Source organism: Pseudomonas sp. ASL8 (assembly GCF_056680355.1).
On record NZ_CM155278.1, the window covers coordinates 1627042 to 1651696 of the forward strand.

23 protein-coding genes are annotated in these 24655 nt (G+C 54.9%); 19 read left to right on the forward strand and 4 right to left on the reverse strand.

Annotated elements, in window-relative coordinates:
- Nucleotides 1-488: 488 nt before the first annotated feature.
- Nucleotides 489-1766: an NRAMP family divalent metal transporter gene (locus AC1MEA_RS07310; protein ID WP_480917230.1), complete on the forward strand. Its 1278-nt coding sequence runs from the start codon at nucleotides 489-491 to the stop codon at nucleotides 1764-1766.
- A 60-nt stretch (nucleotides 1767-1826) separates the two neighbouring features.
- Here AC1MEA_RS07310 and gyrB read toward each other — a convergent pair whose 3' ends face one another.
- The 4 genes from gyrB to dnaA are packed head-to-tail and all read right to left on the reverse strand — an operon-like array spanning nucleotide 1827 to nucleotide 8027.
- Nucleotides 1827-4244, reverse strand: coding sequence for a DNA topoisomerase (ATP-hydrolyzing) subunit B (gene gyrB / locus AC1MEA_RS07315; RefSeq protein WP_219063377.1), 2418 nt, complete (start codon nucleotides 4242-4244; stop codon nucleotides 1827-1829).
- 4 nt (nucleotides 4245-4248) lie between these two features.
- Nucleotides 4249-5352: a DNA replication/repair protein RecF gene (gene recF / locus AC1MEA_RS07320; protein WP_219063378.1), complete on the reverse strand. Its 1104-nt coding sequence runs from the start codon at nucleotides 5350-5352 to the stop codon at nucleotides 4249-4251.
- Between the two features lie 24 nt (nucleotides 5353-5376).
- Nucleotides 5377-6480 carry a DNA polymerase III subunit beta gene (gene dnaN / locus AC1MEA_RS07325; protein WP_219063379.1) on the reverse strand — a complete coding sequence of 368 codons (1104 nt, stop codon included), beginning with the start codon at nucleotides 6478-6480 and terminating at the stop codon, nucleotides 5377-5379.
- Between the two features lie 38 nt (nucleotides 6481-6518).
- Nucleotides 6519-8027, reverse strand: coding sequence for a chromosomal replication initiator protein DnaA (gene dnaA / locus AC1MEA_RS07330; RefSeq protein ID WP_219063380.1), 1509 nt, complete (start codon nucleotides 8025-8027; stop codon nucleotides 6519-6521).
- Nucleotides 8028-8621: 594 nt separating this feature from the next.
- Between dnaA and rpmH the strand changes: the two genes are divergently transcribed.
- From rpmH to AC1MEA_RS07420, 18 genes are all read left to right on the forward strand, one after another.
- Nucleotides 8622-8756 (forward strand): 50S ribosomal protein L34, encoded by a 135-nt coding sequence (gene rpmH / locus AC1MEA_RS07335; RefSeq protein ID WP_002551315.1) that lies wholly within the window; start codon nucleotides 8622-8624, stop codon nucleotides 8754-8756.
- Nucleotides 8757-8772: 16 nt separating this feature from the next.
- Nucleotides 8773-9174 carry a ribonuclease P protein component gene (gene rnpA / locus AC1MEA_RS07340; protein ID WP_322177114.1) on the forward strand — a complete coding sequence of 134 codons (402 nt, stop codon included), beginning with the start codon at nucleotides 8773-8775 and terminating at the stop codon, nucleotides 9172-9174.
- Complete coding sequence (gene yidD, locus AC1MEA_RS07345) at nucleotides 9167-9412, forward strand: membrane protein insertion efficiency factor YidD (protein WP_219063382.1); 246 nt, start codon at nucleotides 9167-9169, stop codon at nucleotides 9410-9412. The genes rnpA and yidD overlap by 8 nt, the downstream gene beginning before the upstream one ends.
- 2 nt (nucleotides 9413-9414) lie before the next feature.
- Nucleotides 9415-11097 (forward strand): membrane protein insertase YidC, encoded by a 1683-nt coding sequence (gene yidC, locus AC1MEA_RS07350; RefSeq protein WP_219063383.1) that lies wholly within the window; start codon nucleotides 9415-9417, stop codon nucleotides 11095-11097.
- 79 nt (nucleotides 11098-11176) lie between these two features.
- Complete coding sequence (gene mnmE / locus AC1MEA_RS07355; protein WP_219063384.1) at nucleotides 11177-12547, forward strand: tRNA uridine-5-carboxymethylaminomethyl(34) synthesis GTPase MnmE; 1371 nt, start codon at nucleotides 11177-11179, stop codon at nucleotides 12545-12547.
- 582 nt (nucleotides 12548-13129) lie between these two features.
- Nucleotides 13130-15022: a tRNA uridine-5-carboxymethylaminomethyl(34) synthesis enzyme MnmG gene (mnmG, locus tag AC1MEA_RS07360; protein ID WP_480917231.1), complete on the forward strand. Its 1893-nt coding sequence runs from the start codon at nucleotides 13130-13132 to the stop codon at nucleotides 15020-15022.
- Between the two features lie 5 nt (nucleotides 15023-15027).
- Nucleotides 15028-15663: a 16S rRNA (guanine(527)-N(7))-methyltransferase RsmG gene (gene rsmG, locus AC1MEA_RS07365; protein WP_219063415.1), complete on the forward strand. Its 636-nt coding sequence runs from the start codon at nucleotides 15028-15030 to the stop codon at nucleotides 15661-15663.
- Nucleotides 15664-15681: 18 nt separating this feature from the next.
- Nucleotides 15682-16473 carry a ParA family protein gene (locus AC1MEA_RS07370; protein ID WP_219063386.1) on the forward strand — a complete coding sequence of 264 codons (792 nt, stop codon included), beginning with the start codon at nucleotides 15682-15684 and terminating at the stop codon, nucleotides 16471-16473.
- Between the two features lie 9 nt (nucleotides 16474-16482).
- Nucleotides 16483-17364 carry a ParB/RepB/Spo0J family partition protein gene (locus AC1MEA_RS07375; RefSeq protein ID WP_219063387.1) on the forward strand — a complete coding sequence of 294 codons (882 nt, stop codon included), beginning with the start codon at nucleotides 16483-16485 and terminating at the stop codon, nucleotides 17362-17364.
- A 146-nt stretch (nucleotides 17365-17510) separates the two neighbouring features.
- Nucleotides 17511-17918, forward strand: coding sequence for a F0F1 ATP synthase subunit I (locus AC1MEA_RS07380; protein ID WP_219063388.1), 408 nt, complete (start codon nucleotides 17511-17513; stop codon nucleotides 17916-17918).
- A 16-nt stretch (nucleotides 17919-17934) separates the two neighbouring features.
- Entirely contained in the window at nucleotides 17935-18804 is an 870-nt protein-coding gene (gene atpB / locus AC1MEA_RS07385; protein ID WP_219063389.1) for a F0F1 ATP synthase subunit A, read from the forward strand.
- 132 nt (nucleotides 18805-18936) lie between these two features.
- A complete protein-coding gene (gene atpE, locus AC1MEA_RS07390; protein ID WP_019694395.1) occupies nucleotides 18937-19194 on the forward strand; it encodes a F0F1 ATP synthase subunit C in 258 nt (85 codons plus the stop codon).
- Nucleotides 19195-19252: 58 nt separating this feature from the next.
- Entirely contained in the window at nucleotides 19253-19723 is a 471-nt protein-coding gene (locus AC1MEA_RS07395; RefSeq protein ID WP_449634785.1) for a F0F1 ATP synthase subunit B, read from the forward strand.
- A gap of 12 nt (nucleotides 19724-19735) precedes the next feature.
- Entirely contained in the window at nucleotides 19736-20272 is a 537-nt protein-coding gene (locus AC1MEA_RS07400; protein WP_449634786.1) for a F0F1 ATP synthase subunit delta, read from the forward strand.
- Between the two features lie 21 nt (nucleotides 20273-20293).
- On the forward strand, nucleotides 20294-21838 hold the full coding sequence (atpA, locus tag AC1MEA_RS07405; protein ID WP_219063392.1) for a F0F1 ATP synthase subunit alpha: 1545 nt from the start codon (nucleotides 20294-20296) through the stop codon (nucleotides 21836-21838).
- 50 nt (nucleotides 21839-21888) lie between these two features.
- Nucleotides 21889-22749, forward strand: coding sequence for a F0F1 ATP synthase subunit gamma (gene atpG, locus AC1MEA_RS07410; RefSeq protein WP_219063393.1), 861 nt, complete (start codon nucleotides 21889-21891; stop codon nucleotides 22747-22749).
- A gap of 28 nt (nucleotides 22750-22777) precedes the next feature.
- Nucleotides 22778-24157: a F0F1 ATP synthase subunit beta gene (gene atpD, locus AC1MEA_RS07415; protein WP_449644470.1), complete on the forward strand. Its 1380-nt coding sequence runs from the start codon at nucleotides 22778-22780 to the stop codon at nucleotides 24155-24157.
- A 44-nt stretch (nucleotides 24158-24201) separates the two neighbouring features.
- The gene (locus AC1MEA_RS07420) at nucleotides 24202-24627 is read left to right on the forward strand and encodes a F0F1 ATP synthase subunit epsilon (RefSeq protein ID WP_219063395.1); all 426 of its coding nucleotides are present in this window, start codon (nucleotides 24202-24204) and stop codon (nucleotides 24625-24627) included.
- The last annotated feature ends 28 nt before the right edge of the window (nucleotides 24628-24655 follow it).

Below are 24655 nucleotides of genomic sequence, written 5' to 3' on the forward strand. Positions count from 1 at the left end.
AATGAGCAAAAAAAGTGCATAAGTTTTCAGGATTGTGACGAAGCCGGCCCATGAGGCCGGCTTTTTTATGGTCGATTACATCGCGCCTGACTCAGGCTATACCTGTTGGGGTGAAGTGATGGCTGTTCAAAAAGTATCTGTTTATTTTTTACAGACAGTCAAACAATTGACTTTGTTCTGCGGCTATTTTTGTTGTTGTCGGTAATTTGACAAGCCCATTGCTTAGTGTATGGTTTCTTTGAGTTCAGCCAATAACATCAAAAATAGTGCGGTTTTTCAGCCGCTCTTCTCGGGCACAGAAACCGCTGGAACCGGATAACCGCGTTTTACCTTGGGTTGCAGGGGGGAGGGATATGAGTACGTTAGGTGAACTGGAGTGGATTTTCCTGATTTTTACCTTGAGGTCTTCATGCCGTTCATTTTTTGATCGTTATCATCAACCGAGTAATTACTTTTACGACAGAGTCGCTGAGTAAGCAGTGCGACTAATGCGCACCTTTCGGGTTCTTTGGGAGCGGCTGAAGGAGCACCCGCTGTCGCGAATCGGACCCGGGCTCATTACCGGTGTGGCGGACGACGACCCGAGTGGTATTGCTACGTACTCCCAGGCTGGCGCGCAATTTGGCCTTGATATGCTATGGACGATGCCTCTGGCTTATCCTTTGATGGCCGCCATTCAATCGATGTGCGCGAACATCGGCCGAGTCACAGGGAAAGGACTCGCTGCCAATATCAAGGATGCGTTCCCGCCGATCGTGCTTCCGTGCGTTTTGTGTCTACTGCTCGTGGCCAACACACTGAATATTGCCGCAGATGTCGCTGCAATGGGGGAGGTTGCAGAGTTGGTCTCTGGCATCAACCGGCATCTCATGACCGCTTTTTTTGTGTCAGCGACTATCCTGTTGCAGCTGTTCATCCTTTATCACCGTTACGTCTTCATCCTGAAGTGGCTGACGGTCTCACTACTGGCCTACGCCGCCGTATTGTTTACGGTTCATGTTCCCTGGGGACAGGTCGCAACACACACTTTCTGGCCAAAAATCACCCTGGACTCAAGCACCGCCGCCATGGTCGTCGGGGTTTTCGGCACGACCATTAGTCCATACCTTTTTTTCTGGCAAGCCTCAGAAGAAGTCGAAGACATGGAAGCGCACCCAAGCAGCAAGTCACTCCTGTGCGATGCGCCTTCCGCCGGACCGGAGCTCCGGCGCATCCAGTGGGACACCTGGAGCGGCATGCTCTACTCCAACGTCACGGCCTACTTCATCATTCTTGCGACCGCCGTTACGCTCCACGTGTCTGGCGTTACCGATATCAACACGGCAGCACAAGCAGCAAGTGCTCTGCGACCGATCGCCGGTGACTTTGCCTACATGCTCTTCGCTCTCGGCATTCTTGGTGTGGGCATGATCGGCGTGCCTGTGCTGGCCGGCTCTGGAGCCTATGCTCTTTCCGAAGCAATGGGCTGGAGGAAAGGCCTCGAACGAAAAGTGAATGATGCGCGTGGGTTCTACGCCATCATCTCCGTCAGCGTACTTGCCGGACTCGGCATCCAGTATTCGCCAATCAGTCCAATGAAAGCGCTGTTCTGGAGCGCTGTCATCAACGGTCTGGTCGCCGTGCCCCTGATGGTTGTCATCATCATTCTGGTTTCGAAGAAATCTGTAATGGGCGCCTTTACAGCAAGTCGACCTCTGCTCGTCCTTGGCTGGATAGCGACGGCAGTCATGGGAGCGGCAGCCATTGGGATGTTCATCCCTGATTAAATTTTCGTTATAAAAAAAGCCAACGCTAAGCGTTGGCTTTTCTATCAGCAGAGTGACCTCTTAGAAATCGAGGTTTGACACCGCCAAGGCATTTCTTTCGATGAAGTCACGGCGAGGTTCTACCGCGTCGCCCATCAGGGTGTTGAAGATCTGGTCAGCGCCAATGGCATCTTCAATCGTGACCTTGAGCATCCGGCGCACGCTTGGGTCCATGGTGGTTTCCCACAGCTGATCCGGGTTCATTTCGCCCAGACCTTTATAGCGCTGGATGGTATGGCGTTTGGTGCTTTCCGCCATCAGCCAGGCAAGGGCTTCCTTGAACTCGTTAACCGGCTTCTTGCGTTCGCCGCGTTGCACGTAAGCGCCTTCTTCAAGCAAGGTGCTTATTTGCGCGCCCAGAGCAGTCACGGTTTTATAGTCGTTACTGCCGAAGAAGTCGCGGTTGAAGGTCACGTAGTTGGACAAGCCGTGGGAGATCAATTCGACCTCTGGCAGCCAGACATTACGTTCGCGATCTTCACGCAGGCTGGCTTTATAGACCAGACCTGACTTCTCACCAACGCGCAGGCGCGCGTCAAACAGCGCCAACCATGCCTGCATGCCTGCATGGTCGGAAAGCTGCTCAAGCGAAATTGGCGGCAGGTAAACGAAATGCTCGGTCAGTTCCTGAGGATACAAACGCGACAAGCGCTTGAGCGTCTTCATGACCATACGGAAATCGTTAACCAGACGCTCCAGCGCCTCACCAGAGATCCCGGGAGCCGATTCATTGAGGTGCAGGCTGGCATCTTCCAGAGCCGACTGGGTCATGTATTCTTCCATGGCCTCGTCGTCTTTGATGTATTGCTCCTGCTTGCCTTTCTTCACTTTGTACAACGGCGGTTGAGCGATGTAGATGTAGCCACGCTCTATCAACTCAGGCAGTTGACGGAAGAAGAAGGTCAGCAGCAACGTACGGATGTGCGAACCGTCGACGTCAGCATCGGTCATGATGATGATGTTGTGATAGCGCAGCTTGGCGATGTTGTATTCATCGCGGCCAATACCGCAACCCAGCGCCGTGATCAAAGTGCCCACTTCTTGCGAAGAGATCATCTTGTCAAAACGTGCTTTCTCTACGTTGAGGATCTTGCCTTTAAGCGGCAGGATCGCCTGAGTCTTACGGTTGCGTCCCTGCTTGGCGGAACCACCAGCAGAGTCACCTTCCACGAGATACAGTTCGGAGAGGGCAGGGTCTTTTTCCTGGCAGTCAGCGAGCTTGCCTGGCAGACCGGCAATATCCAGTGCACCTTTACGGCGAGTCATCTCACGGGCTTTACGAGCCGCTTCACGGGCGCGTGCAGCATCAATCATTTTGCCGACAACCGCTTTCGCTTCGTTCGGGTTTTCCAGCAGGAAGTCGGAGAAGTGTTTACCCATTTCCTGTTCAACCGCAGTTTTCACTTCGGACGAAACCAGCTTGTCCTTGGTTTGCGAGCTGAACTTTGGATCAGGCACTTTGACCGAAATGATTGCGGTCAGACCTTCACGCGCATCGTCACCGGTCGTGGCGACTTTATGCTTCTTGGCCAGACCTTCCTGTTCGATGTAGGTATTCAGGTTCCGCGTCAGAGCAGAACGGAAACCTACCAGGTGAGTACCGCCGTCACGCTGAGGAATGTTGTTGGTAAAGCACAACAGGTTCTCGTTGAAGCTGTCGTTCCACTGCAAAGCGATCTCGACAGCAATGCCATCGTCGCGTTGGATGTTGAAGTGGAAGACCTGGTTCACCGGCGTCTTGTTGGTGTTCAGATACTCAACGAACGCGCGCAAACCGCCTTCGTACTTGAACAGTTCTTCCTTGCCGCTGCGCTCGTCTTTTAGAACGATGCCCACACCGGAGTTGAGGAATGAGAGTTCACGAATACGCTTGGCCAGGATGTCCCAGCTGAAGTGAATATTCTTGAAGGTCAGATCGGATGGCTTGAAGTGAATCTCGGTACCGGTGGAATCACTCTCACCAACGATGCGCATGGGTTCCTGTGGAACACCATGGATATAAGTCTGCTCCCATACTTTGCCACTGCGACGCACGGTCAACAGCAACAACTCGGAAAGCGCGTTAACCACGGAAACACCTACACCGTGGAGACCGCCAGATACTTTATAAGAGTTGTCATCGAACTTACCGCCAGCGTGGAGCACGGTCATGATGACCTCAGCTGCCGACACGCCTTCTTCTTTGTGCACGTCTACCGGAATACCGCGACCGTTGTCGCGGACGGTGATCGATTCATCCGGGTGGATAACGATGCTGATTTCGTCGCAATGGCCAGCCAAAGCTTCGTCGATCGAGTTATCGACCACCTCGAACACCATGTGGTGTAGACCGCTGCCATCGTCGGTGTCACCGATATACATACCGGGACGCTTGCGTACGGCATCTAGCCCTTTCAGCACTTTAATGCTGGAGGAGTCGTACGTTTGATTTTCGCTCATGCCTTCACTCCCGGTGGTCGTGGGTCTGGGTGATACGGCCTTGTTCCACGTGGAACAAAGCGACTGGCGTTTCCGTCTGCCAGCCTTCCCTCAATAATTCATGGTCTACACAGGTGATAAACACTTGGCAGCGTAAGTCTTCTAACAAGCGACAAAGGGCGCGGCGATGATGCTCGTCCAGTTCAGACGGCAAATCGTCCACCAGATAAATACACTGGCCGCGCCGTGCCTGGCTGACCAAATGTCCTTGAGCAATGCGCAAAGCGCAGACCACTAACTTCTGCTGGCCACGAGATAAAATTTCAGCGGCATTATGAGCGCCCAATCTAAGGCGCAAATCAGCACGTTGCGGTCCAGCCTGCGTATGCCCCATTTGCTGATCGCGGTGGAGAGAAGACGCGAGCACTGTACTCAGCTCTTTCTCCTTGTCCCAGCCGCGGTAATAGCTCAGGGTTAAACCTTCAAGCTCAACCAGCTCGCTCAAGGTCTTTTCAAAAACTGGCTTTAGAGCCTTGATGTAGGCTCGACGATATTCATCGATGTCAGCGCTGGCCAGGCATAACTCCCGGTCCCAAGCCGCTTGCGAAGCGACGTCAAGTGTACCATGCCGCAGCCATGAGTTCCGCTGCCGCAGGGCCTTCTGCAAGCGTTGCCACGTCGACATAAAGCGAGGTTCCACGTGGAACACTCCCCAGTCGAGGAACTGACGCCGGATCTTGGGAGCGCCTTCAAGGAGGCGAAAGCTGTCGGGGTTAATCAGTTGCAGAGGTAATGCTTCAGCCAGCTGTGCTGCGCTTCGCGCATTCTGCCCGTCGATACGGATCTGAAACTCCCCCTGCCGATCCCGCGACACACCCAGACTGCTGTGCCCACCTTGAGCCAGTTCAACCTGACCAAAGACCGTACAGGCGGGTTGCTCATACTGAATCACTGGCAGCAATCGTGCGCTGCGAAATGAGCGAGCAAGACCGAGCAAATAAATGGCTTCCAGTACACTGGTTTTGCCACTGCCATTCGCGCCGTGAAGAATATTTATGCGGGGGGAAGGAGAGAGGGTCACCGGGTGCAAATTGCGCACCCCGGTGACAGAGACGCGGCTGAGGGACATCTAGGCTCTGCTGGACATTGGAAGTTACAGACGCATCGGCATAACGACGTAAGCGGAATCATCGTTATCCGATTCCTGCACCAGCGCGCTGCTGTTGGAGTCAGACAAAATCAGACGCACCTGCTCGGTGGTCATCACGCCCAACACGTCGAGCAGATAGCTCACGTTGAAACCAATTTCCAGTGGGCCGCCGTTGTAATCGACGCCGACTTCTTCTTCTGCCTCTTCCTGTTCAGGGTTGTTCGCCTGAATCTTCAATTGACCATTGGCCAACTGCAAACGGATACCGCGATACTTTTCGTTGGACAGGATCGCCGTGCGGCTGAACGCTTCACGCAATGCCTGACGATCACCCAATACCAACTTGTCGCCACCTTTAGGCAGAACGCGTTCGTAATCAGGGAACTTGCCATCGACCAGCTTCGAGGTGAAGGTGAACTCGCCTGTCGTAGCACGGATGTGATGCTGGCCCAGGACGATGCTCACAATCCCGTCCTGCTCAGTGAGCAGACGCGCCAGTTCAAGGATGCCTTTACGCGGCACGATCACTTGATGGCGATCAGCTTGCTCGATCTCGGCCGTCATGGAGCACATTGCCAGACGGTGGCCATCAGTGGCGACGGCGCGTAGCACGCCAGCGTGCACTTCCAGCAGCATACCGTTGAGGTAATAGCGAACGTCCTGCTGCGCCATGGCGAAGCTGGTGCGCTCGATCAAACGGCGCAACTTGCTCTGCACCAGGTTGAACGTCAGCGACCCAGGACCTTCTTCCACTGTAGGGAAGTCATTGGCAGGCAATGTGGACAAGGTAAAACGGCTGCGTCCCGCTTTTACCACCAGTTTCTGCTCATCGACTTTGATATCGATCAACGCGTCATTGGGCAGGCTTTTGCAGATATCCATCAGCTTGCGCGCAGGAACAGTGATCTCCCCTGGCTCTGCGGGCTCTTCCAACTGAACACGGCCTACCAGCTCGACTTCCAGGTCGGTACCCGTCAGCGACAACTGCTGGCCTTCTACAACCAATAGCACGTTGGATAACACTGGCAAGGTCTGTCGGCGTTCAACGACGCCGGCGACCAGTTGCAGAGGTTTCAACAAGGCTTCGCGTTGAATGGTGAAGTGCATGGTCTAGTCCCTTGCCTTAATAAGCTGCGCTGGTGTCATCAGGTCGTGAGTGTCCGCAGCAGGTTCTTGTAGTCCTCGCGAATATCCGCGTCGGATTCCTTAAGCTCGTTGATTTTTCGGCACGCATGCAAAACGGTCGTATGGTCGCGTCCACCAAACACATCCCCAATCTCGGGCAAACTGTGGTTGGTCAATTCTTTGGACAGCGCCATCGCGACTTGTCGCGGACGTGCAACCGAACGTGAGCGTCGTTTGGACAGCAGGTCAGAAATTTTGATCTTGTAGTACTCAGCCACGGTGCGCTGAATGTTATCCACACTGACCAACTTGTCCTGCAACGCCAACAAATCTTTCAGCGATTCACGAATCAATTCGATCGTGATATCGCGTCCCATAAAGTGCGAGTGAGCGATCACCCGCTTCAGGGCGCCTTCGAGCTCTCGTACGTTGGAACGAATACGTTGCGCGATGAAAAAGGCAGCGTCATGGGGCAGGTCAACTTTCGCCTGATCCGCTTTTTTCATCAAGATTGCAACCCGGGTCTCAAGCTCCGGCGGCTCAACGGCCACCGTCAATCCCCAGCCAAACCGCGATTTCAACCGCTCTTCAAGGCCTTCAATTTCTTTCGGGTAACGGTCGCTGGTCAAGATGACCTGCTGACCACCTTCAAGCAAGGCGTTGAACGTATGGAAGAATTCTTCCTGGGAACGCTCTTTGCGGGCGAAAAATTGAATGTCATCGATCAGCAATGCATCAACCGAACGATAGAAGCGCTTGAACTCGTTGATCGCGTTTAGCTGCAGGGCTTTCACCATGTCAGCCACAAAGCGCTCCGAATGCAGGTACACAACCTTGGCATTCGGGTTCTTCTTTAATAGATGGTTACCCACAGCATGCATCAAGTGGGTTTTACCCAGACCCACCCCACCATAAAGGAACAACGGGTTGTAGCCATGCTTGGGGTTATCCGCAACCTGCCAGGCCGCTGCGCGGGCCAACTGGTTGGATTTACCCTCGACGAAATTCTCGAAGGTAAAGGTCCGGTTCAGGTAGCTGGTGTGCTTGAGCGCGCCCTCGACCTGGACGGTACGCTGCTCGGCACGCGCTGGCGCCTGCTGAGAGCTTGCGCCGGCCATTGGATCAAAGCTCGCACGCGAAGGCTCGTCATTGACCGCAATCGTTTGGCTAGGCGCTGGCGAAGAGGCCTGCTGAACCGGTAACGCGGCAACCTGATTGACAGTAACCGCGTGGGACGCAGCTGCCGCCAATGGCGCATTGGGCGCTGCACGCGGAGCAGAGCTGCGTTTGCTGCCTATTAATAAGGAAAGCGCAGGCGCGAGTCCTTGCCCATGCTCGCCAAGCAGTTCAAGCAAGCGACCCAGGTATTTTTCATTGACCCAATCGAGAACGAAACGGTTCGGTGCATAGACACGCAACTCGTCGCCTTCGGCTTCGACCTGTAGCGGACGGATCCAAGTGTTGAATTGCTGGGCAGGCAGCTCATCGCGCAAAAGCTCCACGCACTGCTGCCAAAGTTCCACTGACACGGATATCCCCTAAGTTGAAAGCCGGTGAGGCAAAAACAGCCGCCATTGTAACGATCAGCGCCCGACTTATCCACATGTAGGTTGCTCTGAGATCACGAAGAATCAAGGCTTTATCCAGAAATTACACGACCAACGGCGTGTGCATAAGCTCTGTGGATAAGCGTGCTTCAGCCCATTGCATAAGTCGGGTCTGAACTCTGTGGATAACCTGCCTGTGGATAAGAGGCCATTTCATGCACAGCTTATCCGACAGTGCAGCACAGGTAGAGCACCGTTTCTCAACCGTATTATCATCCTCTGTACACACTGAGTTTAAAGGGCTAGAGGTAGTTATCCACAGAAGATGCCTTCCCTAGCTTTTATAAGCATTACAAAAGAGCTTTAAATACTTTCCTTCTTTATTTCTATATTTGATCACAGGGTCCGTCCTGGTTTCTCAGACAAAAAACGACACGCTCAGGAAAAGGGCTGTTGAGAAGTAAATGAAGGAAACGCTGGTTGGAAATTGACCTAGAGGCTTGCTTTCTCTAGAATCCCCGGTCTCTTAAAACGGGGGCCATTCCGGCCCGTTGTGGACGAACCAGGTAACACGCCATGAAACGTACTTTCCAACCCAGCACCATCAAGCGCGCTCGCACCCACGGTTTCCGTGCTCGCATGGCCACCAAAAACGGTCGTGCAGTCCTGTCGCGTCGTCGCGCCAAGGGCCGTAAGCGTTTGGCAGTTTGATAACTCGGCACAGGTGGTGAGTCGAGACTTCAGTCGGGAAAAACGTCTTCTGACACCCCGACACTTCAAGGCAGTCTTTGACTCCCCCACCGGCAAGGTTCCGGGGAAAAATCTCTTGCTCCTTGCGCGCAACAACGACCTGGATCACCCCCGCTTGGGGTTAGTGATCGGTAAAAAGAGCGTAAAGCTCTCCGTTGAGCGCAATCGCTTGAAACGCCTAATGCGCGAATCCTTTCGCCTGCACCAAGATGATTTGGTCGGCTGGGATATCGTAATCGTCGCGCGCAAAGGTTTGGGTGAGATAGAAAACCCCGAATTGATTCAGCATTTCGGCAAACTCTGGAAACGTTTGGCACGCAGCCGACCGGCTCCAGAAGTTAAAACCGAAACTGTAGGGGTAGACAGTCCAGATGCGTAAACTGGCACTCGTTCCGATCCAGTTCTATCGCTATGCCATTAGCCCGCTAATGGCCAGCCACTGTCGTTTCTACCCCAGTTGTTCCTGCTACGCGTATGAAGCCATCGAAAATCATGGCCTTCTACGCGGTGGCTGGCTGGCCTTTCGTCGTTTAGGTCGCTGTCATCCGTGGAATGCCGGTGGTTTTGACCCGGTTCCACCCGTTCCTACCTCCCGTTCCTCTTCGATGGCCGAGTAATCATGGATATAAAACGCACGATCCTGATCGTCGCCCTGGCAATCGTGACTTATGTCGGGGTCCTGAAATGGAACCAGGACTATGGTCAGGCTGCCCTGCCGACTCAGAGTGTTGCTGCCAGTACCACCGCTTCGGGTATACCGGATACGGCGACTGGTTCGAATGCTTCTGCAAGTGCCGATGTTCCGAGCGCCAACACTGACGCCGCTGCTCCGGCTGAAACACAAGTCGCCATCAGTAAAGATCTCATCCAGGTAAAAACGGATGTGCTCAATCTGGAGATCGACCCGGTAGGTGGTGATGTCGCGCAGCTGCGGTTGCCCCTTTATCCACGACGTCAAGACCATCCAGAGATTGCTTTCCAGCTGTTCGATAACGGCGGCGAGCGGACTTATCTGGCACAAAGCGGTCTGACAGGTACCAACGGTCCGGATGCTCGTGCATCGGGTCGACCTGTTTACACCAGCGTACAAAAGACTTATCAACTGGCCGATGGCCAGAATGAACTGGTCGTTGACCTGAAGTTCACGGACGCCGGCGTCAATTACATCAAGCGCTTTACCTTAAAGCGCGGCCTGTACGATCTGGGTGTCACTTACCTGATCGACAACCAGAGCGGTCAGCCATGGGCTGGTAATCTGTTCGCACAACTCAAGCGTGACTCGAGTGGCGATCCGTCTTCGACCACCGCGACCGGTACTGCGACTTATTTGGGCGCCGCATTGGGTACACCTGCTGAACCCTACAAAAAAGTGTCGATGAAAGACATCGACAAAGCCGCGCTAAAAGAAACCGTTCAAGGTGGATGGGTTGCCTGGTTGCAGCACTACTTCGTGACTGCCTGGATTCCGAACAAGAACGACAGCAATGTCGTGCAAACGCGTAAAGACAGCCAAGGCAACTACATCATCGGCTTCACTGGCCCGGTTTTGACCGTTGCTGCCGGTGCAACGGCTCAAACCAGCGCTACGTTGTACGCGGGTCCAAAAAGCCAAGCGGTGCTCAAGGAGTTATCCCCAGGTCTGGAACTGACTGTCGATTACGGCATTCTGTGGTTCATTGCCCAACCGATCTTCTGGCTGCTGCAACATATCCACAGCCTGGTCAGTAACTGGGGCTTCTCAATCATCTTGCTGACCATGTTGATCAAAGGGATTTTCTTCCCTCTGTCGGCAGCCAGCTACAAATCCATGGCCCGCATGCGTGCCGTCGCACCGAAACTGGCTGCGTTGAAAGAACAGCATGGCGATGACCGGCAGAAAATGTCGCAAGCCATGATGGAGCTGTACAAGAAAGAGAAGATCAACCCGTTGGGTGGTTGCTTGCCGATTCTTGTGCAAATGCCGGTTTTCCTTTCGCTGTACTGGGTTCTCCTGGAAAGCGTGGAAATGCGTCAGGCTCCATTCATGCTTTGGATCACTGACCTTTCGATCAAGGATCCGTTCTTCATCCTGCCTATCGTTATGGGCGCGACGATGTTTATCCAGCAACGTCTGAACCCGACTCCGCCGGACCCGATGCAAGCGAAAGTAATGAAGCTGATGCCAATCATCTTCACTTTCTTCTTCCTCTGGTTCCCTGCAGGTCTGGTTCTGTACTGGGTCGTCAACAACTGCCTGTCGATCTCGCAGCAGTGGTACATCACACGTAAGATCGAAGCCGCTACCAAGAAAGCGGAAGCTTGATCTAACCTGTTAGTAAGTCATGCAAAGCGCCCCCTCGTGGGGCGTTTTGCTATCCGCTATTTGTCTAGAGAACCTGGCCATGAACGTCCCTCGTGAAACCATCGCTGCGATTGCAACCGCCCAAGGCCGAGGCGGTGTGGGCATCGTGCGCATCTCCGGCCCTTTGGCAAGCCGTGCAGCGCAAGCCATCATCGGTCGCGAGCCAACACCGCGTTATGCCCATTACGGCCCATTCAGCGATGAGACGGGGCAGGTGATCGATGAAGGCATTGCCCTGTATTTCCCGGGTCCGAACTCATTCACCGGTGAAGACGTGCTTGAGCTTCAGGGGCACGGCGGTCCCATCGTGCTGGATATGTTGCTGCAGCGTTGCCTGCAATTGGGCAGCCGTCTGGCTCGACCGGGGGAATTCAGCGAACGCGCGTTTCTCAATGACAAGCTCGATCTGGCGCAGGCCGAAGCAATCGCTGACTTGATCGAAGCCAGTTCCGCCCAGGCTGCACGTAATGCGCTGCGTTCTTTGCAGGGGGCTTTTTCCCGGCGTGTGGATAACTTGACGGAAAAGCTGATCAACCTGCGGATCTACGTAGAGGCCGCTATCGACTTCCCTGAAGAGGAAATCGACTTTCTTGCCGATGGCCATGTGTTGAGCATGCTCGATTCGGTACGCGAAGAGTTATCCACAGTCTTGCGTGAAGCAGGCCAAGGTGCGTTGCTGCGTGACGGCATGACGGTCGTTATTGCTGGCAGACCCAACGCTGGCAAATCAAGCTTGTTGAATGCATTGGCCGGCAGAGAAGCCGCGATTGTTACCGAGATAGCGGGAACTACCCGGGATATCTTGCGCGAACATATCCACATCGATGGCATGCCGTTGCACGTCGTTGATACGGCCGGGTTACGTGATACCGACGACAAGGTCGAGAAGATTGGCGTGGAACGGGCGCTGAAGGCGATTGGTGAGGCTGATAGAGTCTTGTTGGTCGTGGATGCTACCGCACCTGAAGCGAATGACCCGTTTGCCTTATGGCCTGAATTTCTGGAACAGCGTCCAGATCCGGCAAAGGTCACGCTGATTCGTAACAAAGCTGACTTGAGCGGTGACCCCATCGTCCTGGAGCGCAGCATTGATGGCCACGTGACGATCAGCCTGAGTGCAATGGCCGCGGGTGAAGGTCTGGAACTGCTACGCAATCATTTGAAAGAGTGCATGGGCTATGAGCAGACCTCTGAAAGCAGCTTCAGCGCTCGCAGGCGACATCTGGAAGCATTGCGTCATGCCAGCACGTCGCTTGAGCACGGCCGTGCTCAATTGACCCTTGCCGGTGCCGGTGAGCTCCTCGCTGAAGATTTGCGTCAGGCACAACAGGCCTTGGGCGAGATTACTGGAGCTTTCAGCTCAGACGACCTGCTGGGGCGCATTTTTTCCAGTTTCTGCATCGGTAAATAACACTCCCTGCTTCGCAGGAATGCGCTTGCCCGCGATAGCTGTGTACTGAAACAGCGCATCAAACGGATCGCTGGCAAGCCCGTACCAACAACCCACTCCACCGCTCATTTATCCAACCGAACAGAAATACTCTGGCCTCGGCTGCCCACCTGCACCTTTTTTTCAACGAGCAGCACGCTTTTCTGTGGATTAAGCCCTGTGAATAACTGCCCTTCAGCCCAGTTGATAAGTAGGCCTAAAAACAGAGGATAAAGTGCCCTGTGGACAAGTACCCCTTTAATCCACAGGCTTAACCTACTTATCCAAGGGCCTCACAGGTACATGACCACAGACTTTTGAATCGCTGTACACATTGAATATAAAGGCCTGTAGGATCTTATCCACAGAAATGTAGCTCAGTAGAAATAAACATAAAAACAAAGATTTATAAATTTCTTTCTTTTTAATTTCTATATCCGCCAGTCATCCACAGCTGGTTAAATTTTGTGCACGAAGGTTCCTTCAGGGGGGGGAAGTCCCTATACTTGCCGACTGCCCTGATTTCCCATTCCTATTTTCCAAAGAGCAGGCACGAGGTGCGTGGTGCAATTCCCTTCCCGTTTTGAAGTGATCGTCATCGGCGGCGGTCATGCCGGTACCGAGGCCGCACTGGCGTCGGCACGTATGGGTGCAAAAACCCTGCTGCTCACGCATAACGTGGAAACCCTCGGCCAGATGAGCTGCAATCCCGCGATTGGCGGCATCGGCAAAAGCCACTTGGTCAAGGAAATCGATGCCCTTGGCGGCGCCATGGCCATTGCCACCGACAAAGGCGGCATCCAGTTCCGTGTGTTGAACAGCCGTAAAGGTCCAGCCGTTCGCGCTACTCGCGCTCAGGCTGACCGCGTGCTGTACAAGGCGGCTGTTCGCGAAATCCTCGAGAATCAGCCCAACCTGTGGATATTTCAGCAAGCCTGCGATGACCTGATCGTCGAACAGGATCAAGTCCGCGGTGTAGTGACCCAGATGGGTCTGCGTTTCCTGGCCGATTCGGTTGTTTTGACGACAGGGACCTTCCTCGGTGGACTTATCCACATCGGGATGCAGAACTATTCCGGTGGACGTGCGGGCGATCCGCCGTCGATTGCTCTCGCTCAGCGGCTACGTGAATTACCGTTACGGGTCGGTCGCTTGAAAACCGGCACGCCGCCACGCATCGACGGACGTTCGGTGGATTTCTCGGTGATGACCGAGCAACCAGGCGATACGCCTATTCCCGTCATGTCGTTCATGGGGTCCAAAGAGCAGCATCCTGCGCAAGTCAGCTGCTGGATCACCCATACCAACGCCCGGACGCATGAAATTATCGCGGCCAACCTTGATCGCTCGCCCATGTATTCCGGGGTGATCGAGGGTATTGGTCCACGCTATTGCCCATCGATTGAAGACAAGATTCACCGCTTTGCCGACAAGGAAAGCCACCAGGTCTTCATCGAACCCGAAGGCCTGACTACCCACGAGCTCTATCCGAACGGCATCTCCACTTCACTGCCTTTCGATGTTCAGTTGCAGATCGTGCGGTCGATTCGCGGGATGGAAAACGCCCACATCATTCGTCCTGGCTACGCCATCGAGTACGATTATTTCGATCCTCGAGATTTGAAATACAGTCTGGAAACGAAAGTGATTGGCGGCCTGTTTTTCGCAGGTCAGATCAACGGCACAACGGGCTACGAAGAAGCCGCTGCCCAGGGTTTGCTCGCGGGCGCCAATGCCGCACTGCGCGCTCAAGGCAAAGACAGCTGGTGTCCGCGACGCGATGAGGCGTACATCGGTGTACTGGTCGACGACCTGATTACCTTGGGAACGCAAGAACCCTACCGGATGTTCACATCTCGAGCCGAATACCGGTTGATCCTGCGAGAAGACAACGCTGACTTGCGCCTGACCGAGAAAGGCCGTGAGCTGGGACTGGTCGACGATGCGCGCTGGGCGGCTTTCTGCACCAAACGTGAAAGCATCGAGCTGGAAGAACAGCGCCTGAAAAGCACGTGGGTACGTCCCGGCACCGAGCAGGGAGATGCTATCTCCGCGCATTTCGGCACGCCGCTGACTCACGAATACAATTTGCTCAACCTGCTGACACGTCCGGAAATCGATTACGACAGTCTGGTAGCGATTACCGGTGATGGGTGTAGCGATCCACAGGTCGCCGAGCAGGTTGAAATCAAGACCAAATACGCCGGTTATATCGACCGTCAGCAGGACGAAATCGCCCGGCTGCGCGCCAGCGAAGACACCAAATTGCCAGAAGACATCGACTACGTCGGTATTTCCGGCCTGTCGAAAGAAATCCAGAGCAAGCTGGGGATAACTCGTCCCGAGACCCTCGGACAGGCCTCGCGGATTCCTGGCGTCACCCCAGCGGCGATCTCGCTGTTGATGATTCATTTGAAAAAACGCGGCGCGGGCCGTCAGTTGGAGCAAAGCGCTTGAGTTCTATGGTCACCCCGCAACATGCCGAAGAGTTATCCCGAGGTGCCCGGCAACTCGGTATCGACTTGAGCGACAGCCAACACAGCCAGTTACTGGCTTACCTGGCGCTGTTGATCAAGTGGAACAAGGCTTACAACCTCACTGCTGTACGCGACCCGGATGAAATGGTCTCGCGGCATTTGCTCGACAGCCTCAGCGTCGTGCCCTTCATCGCTGGCGATCGCTGGCTTGATGTCGGCAGTGGTGGCGGAATGCCCGGTATTCCGTTGGCGATCCTGTTTCCTGAAATGAAAGTCACGGTGCTCGACAGCAACGGCAAAAAAACCCGCTTTTTGACTCAAGTGAAACTCGAGTTGAAGCTGGATAACCTGGAAGTTATCCACAGCCGTGTGGAAGCGTTCAAACCTGAGCTACCCTTCACCGGAATCGTTTCCCGAGCGTTCAGCAGTCTGGAAGACTTTACGGAGTGGACCCGGCACCTCGGCGACACGGATACGCGATGGTTGGCGATGAAAGGGCTGCATCCCGCCGATGAGCTGGTAGCATTGCCGACAGATTTTCACCTCGATAGCGCACAAGCCTTGACCGTTCCAGGTTGTCAGGGCCAACGCCATCTGCTGATACTGCGCCGCACGGCATGATTGGGAACACAAGCAAGAATGGCTAAGGTATTCGCGATAGCGAACCAAAAAGGTGGTGTGGGTAAAACCACCACCTGTATCAACCTCGCAGCGTCACTGGTCGCGACCAAGCGGCGTGTGTTGTTGATCGATCTCGACCCGCAGGGCAACGCCACGATGGGCAGCGGTGTGGATAAACACGCGCTTGAATATTCGGTTTATGACCTGCTGATCGGCGAATGCGATCTGGCCCAGGCCATGCAGTTCTCCGAACATGGCGGGTATCAGTTGCTGCCAGCCAACCGCGATCTGACGGCTGCCGAAGTGGTCCTGCTGGACATGCAACTCAAGGAAAGTCGGTTGCGCAACGCTCTGGCGCCTATTCGCGAGAATTACGATTACATCCTCATCGACTGTCCTCCGTCGTTGTCGATGCTCACCTTGAACGCTCTGGTTGCCGCTGACGGGGTCATTATCCCCATGCAGTGTGAGTACTTTGCGCTTGAAGGGCTGAGCGACCTTGTGGATAACATCAAGCGCATCGCCGAGCTGCTCAACCCGCAGCTAAAAATCGAAGGCTTGCTGCGCACCATGTACGACCCGCGACTGAGTTTGATCAACGATGTTTCCGATCAGCTCAAAGAGCATTTCGGGGAACAGCTCTACGACACGGTCATCCCACGCAATATTCGTCTGGCTGAAGCACCGAGTTTTGGGATGCCAGCGCTGACGTATGACAAAACATCGCGTGGCGCCCTGGCCTACCTTGCCTTGGCTGGCGAGATGGTTCGCCGTCAACGTCGCAACTCGCGCACCGCTCAGGCAAATTAAGGAATCCGCATGGCCGTTAAGAAACGAGGTCTCGGACGTGGGCTGGATGCACTCCTAAGCAGTCCGACCGTCAGTGCGCTGGAAGAACAGGCTGTTCAGGCCGATCAACGTGAACTGCAGCATTTGCCACTGGACCTGATCCAGCGCGGTAAATACCAGCCACGCCGCGACATGGACCCTCAGGCGCTTGAAGAGCTTGCTCTGTCGATCAAAGCCCAAGGTGTGATGCAGCCAATCGTGGTGCGTCCGATTGCCGACAAGCGCTTTGAAATCATCGCCGGTGAACGTCGCTGGCGTGCAGCCCAGCAGGCTGGGCTGGAAACCATTCCGGCCATGGTCCGCGATGTGCCCGATGAGACTGCCATCGCCATGGCGCTGATCGAGAACATTCAGCGCGAAGACCTCAATCCTGTCGAGGAGGCGGTCGCTTTACAGCGTCTCCAGCAAGAATTCCAATTAACTCAGCAGCAAGTCGCTGATGCTGTGGGTAAGTCGCGGGTTACTGTGGCCAACCTGCTGCGTTTGATTTCCTTGCCTGAAGTCATCAAAACCATGCTGTCCCATGGCGACCTGGAAATGGGCCATGCGCGTGCATTGCTCGGTTTGCCCGAAGAACAGCAGGTTGAAGGGGCGCGACATGTTGTCGCACGCGGGCTGACTGTGCGCCAGACTGAAGCACTGGTTCGGCAGTGGTTGAGTGGCAAACCAGCCTCTGCCGGGTCCTCTGAACCGGCCAAATCCGACCCGGATATCAGTCGCCTGGAACAGCGTCTGGCCGAGCGCCTAGGCTCTGCGGTGCAGATTCGCCACGGTCAGAAGGGTAAAGGGCAGTTGGTGATTCGCTATAACTCGCTGGATGAGTTGCAGGGTGTCCTTGCTCACATCCGCTGAAACAATTGCTTTGTAGCGGGTAGTCGGAAATCACTACCTAACAGTTGAATAGGGGGTAAACCGCCCCTATACTCTGCGCGCATTTTGTCGGCACAAATGATGCCAAGTTATTGATTTTGGCGGCCGGCATTCGAGGAGCAGTTGTGATGGAAAGCCGCACGCAAAACCGCCTGCCGTTCCATCGCTTGGCGGTTTTTCCGGTACTGCTGGCTCAATGTGTAGTCCTGCTGCTGGCAGCTTTGGCGCTGTGGCAGTGGCACGGAGTCGTAGCCGGGTACTCAGGCCTTTGCGGAGGTTTGATAGCTTGGCTGCCCAATTTGTATTTTGCTCATAAGGCGTTCCGGTTTTCCGGTGCTAGAGCAGCGCAAGCCATAGTCCGGTCTTTTTATGCCGGCGAGGCTGGCAAACTGATTTTGACGGCAGCGTTTTTTGCGCTGACCTTTGTAGGTGTGAAGCCACTGGCGCCGCTGGCTGTATTCGGCGTGTTCATGTTGACCCAGTCGGTCAGCTGGTTTGCTCCCCTGCTAATGAGAACAAGACTTTCGAGACCTTAGGGCGTTTGAGGCAACCATGGCAGCAGAAACCGCTTCGGGCTATATCCAGCACCACTTGCAGAACCTGACCTTTGGTCAATTGCCAACCGGCGGTTGGGGCTTTGCCCACTCCGCAGCTCAAGCCAAAGAAATGGGCTTCTGGGCTTTCCACGTCGATACCCTCGGCTGGTCGGTAGCATTGGGTTTGATCTTCGTATTGATTTTCCGCATGGCGGCTAAAAAGGCGACCTCTGGTCAGCCGGGCGCCCTGCAGAACTTCGTCGAGGTCCTGGTGGAATTCGTTGATGGCAGCGTTAAAGACAGTTTCCACGGTCGTAGCCCTGTCATTGCGCCATTGGCACTGACCATTTTCGTCTGGGTGTTCATGATGAACGCCGTCGACCTTGTACCGGTCGACTGGATTCCGAAACTGGCCGTCCTGATCACTGGCGACTCGCACATTCCGTTCCGTGCGGTATCGACAACAGATCCTAACGCGACCCTGGGCATGGCCTTGTCGGTGTTCGCGCTGATCATTTTCTACAGCATCAAGATCAAGGGCATCGGCGGTTTCGTCGGCGAAATGACCCTGCACCCATTCGGCAGCAAGAACATTCTTGTTCAGGCGCTGTTGATTCCGGTGAACTTCCTGCTTGAATTCGTGACGCTGATTGCCAAACCGATTTCGTTGGCACTGCGACTGTTCGGCAACATGTACGCTGGCGAGCTGGTCTTCATCCTGATCGCGGTCATGTTCGGCAGCGGTCTGCTCTGGCTCAGTGGCCTGGGTGTTGTGCTGCAATGGGCGTGGGCAGTTTTCCACATCCTGATCATCACCCTGCAAGCGTTCATCTTCATGATGCTGACCATCGTCTACCTTTCGATGGCTCACGAAGAGAACCATTAAGACTCGCCTGGCGTGTCTGATGACCCTCTTGCCTTGGTGAGAGGGTGCCCGCAAGGGCTGCTGTAAAACGATTTTGCTTTACCGCTTTAATCTAAAAACCTAACCAATACGACGTAAAAGTCGGGAGGAAAGATGGAAACTGTAGTTGGTCTAACCGCTATCGCTGTTGCACTGTTGATCGGCCTGGGCGCACTGGGTACCGCAATTGGTTTCGGCCTGTTGGGCGGTAAGTTCCTGGAAGGCGCAGCTCGCCAACCAGAGATGGTCCCAATGCTTCAAGTTAAAATGTTCATCGTCGCTGGTCTGCTCGACGCCGTGACCATGATCGGTGTTGGTATCGCTCTGTTCTTCACCTTTGCGAACCCCTTCGTTGGTCAACTGGCTCACTAATTACTCGGTTTTTCGAGTTGAGCAAGTGTGATGGACAACGAACGAGCGAGGTGTTGGCGTGAACATTAATGCAACCCTGATTGGCCAGTCCGTTGCGTTCTTCATTTTTGTACTGTTCTGCATGAAGTTCGTATGGCCTCCGGTCATCGCGGCTTTGCACGAACGTCAGAAGAAGATCGCGGATGGATTGGACGCTGCTAGCCGAGCAACTCGTGACCTGGAGTTGGCCCAAGATAAAGTGGGTCAGCAACTGCGCGATGCTAAAGCTCAGGCAGCTGAAATCATTGAGCAAGCAAAGAAACGCGGTAATCAGATTGTCGACGAAGCCCGTGAACAGGCTGTTGTCGAAGCTGACCGTGTGAAGGCTCAGGCTCGGACCGAGATCGAGCTGGAACTGAACGGCGTCAAAGACGCGCTGCGCGCCCAACTGGGTAGCCTGGCAGTCAACGGTGCCGAGAAGATCCTGGGTGCCACAATCGATCAAAACGCGCACGCGGAGCTGGTTAATAAACTGGCTGCTGAAATTTAAGCGAGGGCGATCATGGCAGAACTGACCACGTTGGCCCGACCTTACGCTAAGGCAGCCTTTGAGCACGCCCAGGCCCACCAGCAACTGGCCAATTGGTCAGCCATGCTAGGCTTGGCTGCAACTGTGTCGCAAAACGACACAATGCAGCGCGTACTCACGGCCCCGCGACTGACGAGCGCAGATAAGGCCACCACTTTTATCGAAGTGTGTGGCGACAAGTTTGATGTCAAAGTACAGAATTTCATCCACGTCGTTGCCGAAAACGACCGTCTCCCGCTATTGCCGGAGATCGCCGCACTGTTCGACCTGTACAAGGCTGAGCAGGAAAAATCGGTTGATGTGGACGTCACCAGTGCTTTTGCATTGAACGAAGAACAGCAAGACAAACTCGCCAAGGTTCTCAGTGCACGGCTCGGCCGGGAAGTGCGCCTGCACGCTGCGGAGGATGCCACCCTTATAGGTGGTGTCATCATCCGCGCCGGCGACCTGGTTATCGATGGCTCAGTTCGTGGCAAACTCGCGCAACTGGCCGAAGCATTGAAATCTTGAGTTTGAAGGGGCAGCAGAGCAATGCAGCAACTCAATCCTTCCGAAATAAGTGAAATTATCAAGGGTCGCATCGACAAGCTCGATGTAACCTCCCAAGCCCGTAACGAAGGCACTGTCGTCAGCGTATCTGACGGCATCGTGCGGATTCACGGTCTGGCCGACGTAATGTACGGCGAGATGATCGAGTTTCCGGGCGGCGTCTTCGGTATGGCGCTTAACCTTGAGCAAGACTCTGTAGGTGCTGTGGTATTGGGCGCTTACACGACTCTGGCTGAAGGCATGAGCGCCAAGTGCACTGGCCGCATCCTTGAAGTTCCGGTTGGTCCGGAACTGCTGGGTCGCGTAGTCGACGCATTGGGTAACCCAGTTGACGGCAAAGGCCCTCTGAACAACGTCCTCACCGACGCTGTCGAGAAGGTTGCTCCGGGTGTGATCTGGCGTAAGTCGGTAGATCAGCCTGTGCAGACTGGCTACAAGGCTGTAGATGCCATGATCCCTGTCGGCCGTGGCCAGCGTGAGCTGATCATCGGCGACCGTCAGATCGGTAAAACCGCTCTGGCGATCGATGCGATCATCAATCAGAAAAACAGCGGCATCTTCTGCGTCTACGTGGCAATTGGTCAGAAACAATCGACCATCGCCAACGTGGTTCGCAAACTTGAAGAGAACGGCGCGTTGGCTAACACCATCGTCGTTGCTGCCAGTGCTTCCGAATCTGCTGCGTTGCAGTTCCTTGCTCCGTACTCCGGCTGCACCATGGGCGAATACTTCCGTGACCGCGGTGAAGACGCGCTGATCGTTTATGACGATCTGTCCAAGCAAGCAGTGGCTTACCGCCAGATTTCCCTGCTGCTTCGTCGTCCACCAGGCCGTGAAGCTTACCCAGGCGACGTGTTCTATCTCCACTCCCGTCTGTTGGAGCGCGCATCGCGTGTTTCCGTAGAATACGTAGAGAAGTTCACTAACGGTGCTGTGACCGGCAAAACCGGTTCCTTGACCGCGCTGCCGATCATCGAAACCCAGGCTGGCGACGTTTCCGCGTTCGTTCCGACCAACGTGATTTCGATCACCGACGGTCAGATCTTCCTGGAATCGGCCATGTTCAACTCCGGGATTCGTCCTGCTGTGAACGCCGGTGTTTCGGTATCCCGTGTGGGTGGTGCCGCTCAGACCAAGATCATCAAGAAGCTTTCCGGTGGTATCCGTACCGCTCTGGCTCAGTACCGTGAACTGGCGGCATTCGCCCAGTTTGCTTCTGACCTGGACGAAGCCACTCGCAAGCAGCTTGAGCATGGTCAGCGCGTTACCGAGCTGATGAAGCAGAAGCAATACGCGCCGATGTCTATCGCTGATATGTCGTTGTCCCTGTATGCCGCTGAACGTGGCTTCCTGGTGGACATCGAGATTCCAAAAATCGGCAGCTTCGAGCAGGCTCTGATTGCTTACTTCAACCGCGATCACGCCGATTTGATGGCGAAGATCAACGTGAAGGGTGACTTCAATGACGAAATCGACGCTGGCCTCAAAGCCGGTATCGAGAAGTTCAAGGCCACCCAAACCTGGTAAGCCGCAGCGGGGGCCGAGAGGCTCCCGCTTGCTAACCTGATAGGTGTTACATGGCAGGCGCAAAAGAGATTCGCAGTAAGATTGCGAGCATCAAAAGCACGCAAAAGATCACCAGCGCCATGGAAAAAGTGGCGGTCAGCAAAATGCGCAAGGCTCAAATGCGTATGTCCGCTAGCCGTCCTTACGCGGAGCGCATCCGCCAGGTAATCGGACATCTGGCCAACGCCAACCCGGAATACCGCCACCCGTTCATGATCGATCGCGAAGTAAAGCGCGTCGGTTATGTCGTTGTGAGCAGTGACCGTGGTCTGTGTGGTGGCTTGAATACCAACCTGTTCAAGGCTTTGGTCAAGGACATGGCGGTAAACCGTGAAAACGGCGTAGAGATCGATCTGTGCGTGGTCGGCAGCAAAGGTGCGGCATTCTTCCGCAACTTCGGCGGTAACGTCGTCGCTGCGATCAGCCACTTGGGCGAAGAGCCGTCGATCAATGACTTGATCGGCAGCGTCAAGGTGATGCTGGATGCCTACCTGGATGGCCGTATTGATCGCCTGTCCGTGGTATCCAACAAGTTCATCAACACCATGACGCAACAGCCAACGGTGGAGCAGTTGATTCCGCTGGTGGCAACCCCGGATCAAGGACTCAAGCACCACTGGGACTATCTCTACGAACCCGACGCCAAAGAGCTGCTTGACGGCCTGATGGTGCGCTACGTGGAGTCGCAGGTGTACCAGGCGGTTGTCGAGAACAGCGCAGCTGAACAAGCCGCGCGGATGATCGCAATGAAGAACGCCACTGATAACGCCGGTGATTTGATCAGCGATTTGCAACTGGTCTACAACAAGGCGCGTCAGGCTGCGATCACCCAAGAGATCTCGGAAATCGTCGGCGGCGCTGCCGCGGTTTAACGGTTCAAATATTCAGAGGATCCAGCTAATGAGTAGCGGACGTATCGTTCAAATCATCGGCGCCGTGATCGACGTGGAATTCCCACGCGAAAACGTACCGAGCATCTACAACGCGCTGTTGGTACAAAGCGCGGCCGGGACCACCCTGGAAGTTCAGCAACAGCTGGGCGACGGCGTGGTCCGCACCATTGCGATGGGTTCCACCGAGGGCTTGAAGCGCGGTCTGGAAGTCAAAGACACTGGCGCAGCCATCTCCGTACCGGTCGGTAAAGCGACCCTGGGCCGGATCATGGACGTACTGGGCAACCCGATCGACGAAGCGGGTCCAATCGATACCGACGAGCGCTGGGGCATTCACCGTCCTGCGCCAACTTTCGCGGAACAGGCAGGCGGCAACGACCTGCTGGAAACCGGCATCAAGGTTATCGACCTGATCTGCCCGTTCGCCAAAGGCGGTAAAGTCGGTTTGTTCGGTGGTGCCGGTGTAGGCAAAACCGTAAACATGATGGAACTGATCCGTAACATCGCCATGGAACACAGCGGTTATTCCGTGTTCGCTGGTGTGGGCGAGCGTACCCGTGAGGGTAACGACTTCTACCACGAGATGAAGGATTCCAGCGTTCTCGACAAAGTGGCGCTGGTATACGGTCAGATGAACGAGCCGCCGGGTAACCGTCTGCGCGTAGCACTGACCGGCCTGACCATGGCCGAGAAGTTCCGTGACGAAGGTAACGACGTTCTGTTGTTCGTCGACAACATCTATCGTTACACGCTGGCCGGTACTGAAGTATCCGCACTGCTGGGCCGTATGCCTTCTGCAGTAGGTTACCAGCCGACTCTGGCTGAAGAGATGGGCACGCTGCAAGAGCGCATCACTTCGACCAAAAACGGTTCGATCACCTCGATCCAAGCGGTATACGTACCTGCGGATGACTTGACTGACCCGTCGCCTGCGACAACCTTCGCCCACTTGGACGCCACCGTCGTACTGTCCCGTGACATCGCCTCCCTGGGTATCTACCCAGCGGTCGATCCACTCGACTCGACTTCGCGCCAGCTGGACCCGAACGTTATCGGCCAGGATCACTACGACACCGCTCGTGGCGTTCAGTACGTGTTGCAGCGTTACAAAGAACTGAAGGACATCATTGCGATCCTGGGTATGGACGAGCTGTCGGAAGTCGACAAGCAGTTGGTAAACCGTGCTCGTAAGATCCAGCGCTTCTTGTCGCAGCCGTTCTTCGTGGCTGAAGTCTTCACCGGTGCTTCGGGTAAATACGTTTCCCTGAAAGATACCATTGCTGGCTTCAAAGGCATCCTCAACGGTGACTACGACCACCTGCCAGAACAAGCGTTCTACATGGTAGGCGGCATCGAAGAAGCGATCGAGAAAGCCAAAAAACTGTAATCCCGGCGCCCGGTAACGGGCGCTAATCAGGTTGAGGCAAGCAAATGGCTATGACAGTCCATTGCGATATCGTTAGCGCGGAAGGAGAGATTTTCTCCGGTCTGGTCGAGATGGTGATTGCGCACGGCAACCTGGGTGATATTGGTATCGCTCCAGGCCACGCGCCGCTGATCACTGATCTGAAGCCAGGTCCGATCCGCTTGATCAAACAGGGCGGGGAAGCTGAGGTGTATTACATCTCAGGCGGTTTCCTCGAGGTTCAGCCGAACATGGTCAAGGTACTTGCCGACACCGTGCAACGTGCTGCCGACCTGGACGAAGCCTCCGCTCAGCTGGCTGTTAAGGCTGCTGAGAAGGCGCTGCATGAAAGAGGCGCAGATTTCGATTATGGCTCTGCGGCCGCACGTCTGGCCGAGGCTGCAGCTCAGCTGCGCACGATTCAGCAAATTCGCAAAAAATTTGGCGGTTAATCCCGTCGGCTTTCTGCGCGATTGAGAA

Bases quoted from the DNA above. Each gene is read 5' to 3' on its own strand.
- AC1MEA_RS07310 (WP_480917230.1), top strand. From the start codon at position 489: ATGCGCACCTTTCGGGTTCTTTGGGAGCGGCTGAAGGAGCACCCGCTG.
- gyrB (WP_219063377.1), bottom strand. From the start codon at position 4,244: ATGAGCGAAAATCAAACGTACGACTCCTCCAGCATTAAAGTGCTGAAA.
- recF (WP_219063378.1), bottom strand. From the start codon at position 5,352: ATGTCCCTCAGCCGCGTCTCTGTCACCGGGGTGCGCAATTTGCACCCG.
- dnaN (WP_219063379.1), bottom strand. From the start codon at position 6,480: ATGCACTTCACCATTCAACGCGAAGCCTTGTTGAAACCTCTGCAACTG.
- rpmH (WP_002551315.1), top strand. From the start codon at position 8,622: ATGAAACGTACTTTCCAACCCAGCACCATCAAGCGCGCTCGCACCCAC.
- yidD (WP_219063382.1), top strand. From the start codon at position 9,167: ATGCGTAAACTGGCACTCGTTCCGATCCAGTTCTATCGCTATGCCATT.
- yidC (WP_219063383.1), top strand. From the start codon at position 9,415: ATGGATATAAAACGCACGATCCTGATCGTCGCCCTGGCAATCGTGACT.
- mnmE (WP_219063384.1), top strand. From the start codon at position 11,177: ATGAACGTCCCTCGTGAAACCATCGCTGCGATTGCAACCGCCCAAGGC.
- rsmG (WP_219063415.1), top strand. From the start codon at position 15,028: ATGGTCACCCCGCAACATGCCGAAGAGTTATCCCGAGGTGCCCGGCAA.
- AC1MEA_RS07370 (WP_219063386.1), top strand. From the start codon at position 15,682: ATGGCTAAGGTATTCGCGATAGCGAACCAAAAAGGTGGTGTGGGTAAA.
- AC1MEA_RS07375 (WP_219063387.1), top strand. From the start codon at position 16,483: ATGGCCGTTAAGAAACGAGGTCTCGGACGTGGGCTGGATGCACTCCTA.
- AC1MEA_RS07380 (WP_219063388.1), top strand. From the start codon at position 17,511: ATGGAAAGCCGCACGCAAAACCGCCTGCCGTTCCATCGCTTGGCGGTT.
- atpB (WP_219063389.1), top strand. From the start codon at position 17,935: ATGGCAGCAGAAACCGCTTCGGGCTATATCCAGCACCACTTGCAGAAC.
- atpE (WP_019694395.1), top strand. From the start codon at position 18,937: ATGGAAACTGTAGTTGGTCTAACCGCTATCGCTGTTGCACTGTTGATC.
- AC1MEA_RS07400 (WP_449634786.1), top strand. From the start codon at position 19,736: ATGGCAGAACTGACCACGTTGGCCCGACCTTACGCTAAGGCAGCCTTT.
- atpA (WP_219063392.1), top strand. From the start codon at position 20,294: ATGCAGCAACTCAATCCTTCCGAAATAAGTGAAATTATCAAGGGTCGC.
- atpG (WP_219063393.1), top strand. From the start codon at position 21,889: ATGGCAGGCGCAAAAGAGATTCGCAGTAAGATTGCGAGCATCAAAAGC.
- atpD (WP_449644470.1), top strand. From the start codon at position 22,778: ATGAGTAGCGGACGTATCGTTCAAATCATCGGCGCCGTGATCGACGTG.
- AC1MEA_RS07420 (WP_219063395.1), top strand. From the start codon at position 24,202: ATGGCTATGACAGTCCATTGCGATATCGTTAGCGCGGAAGGAGAGATT.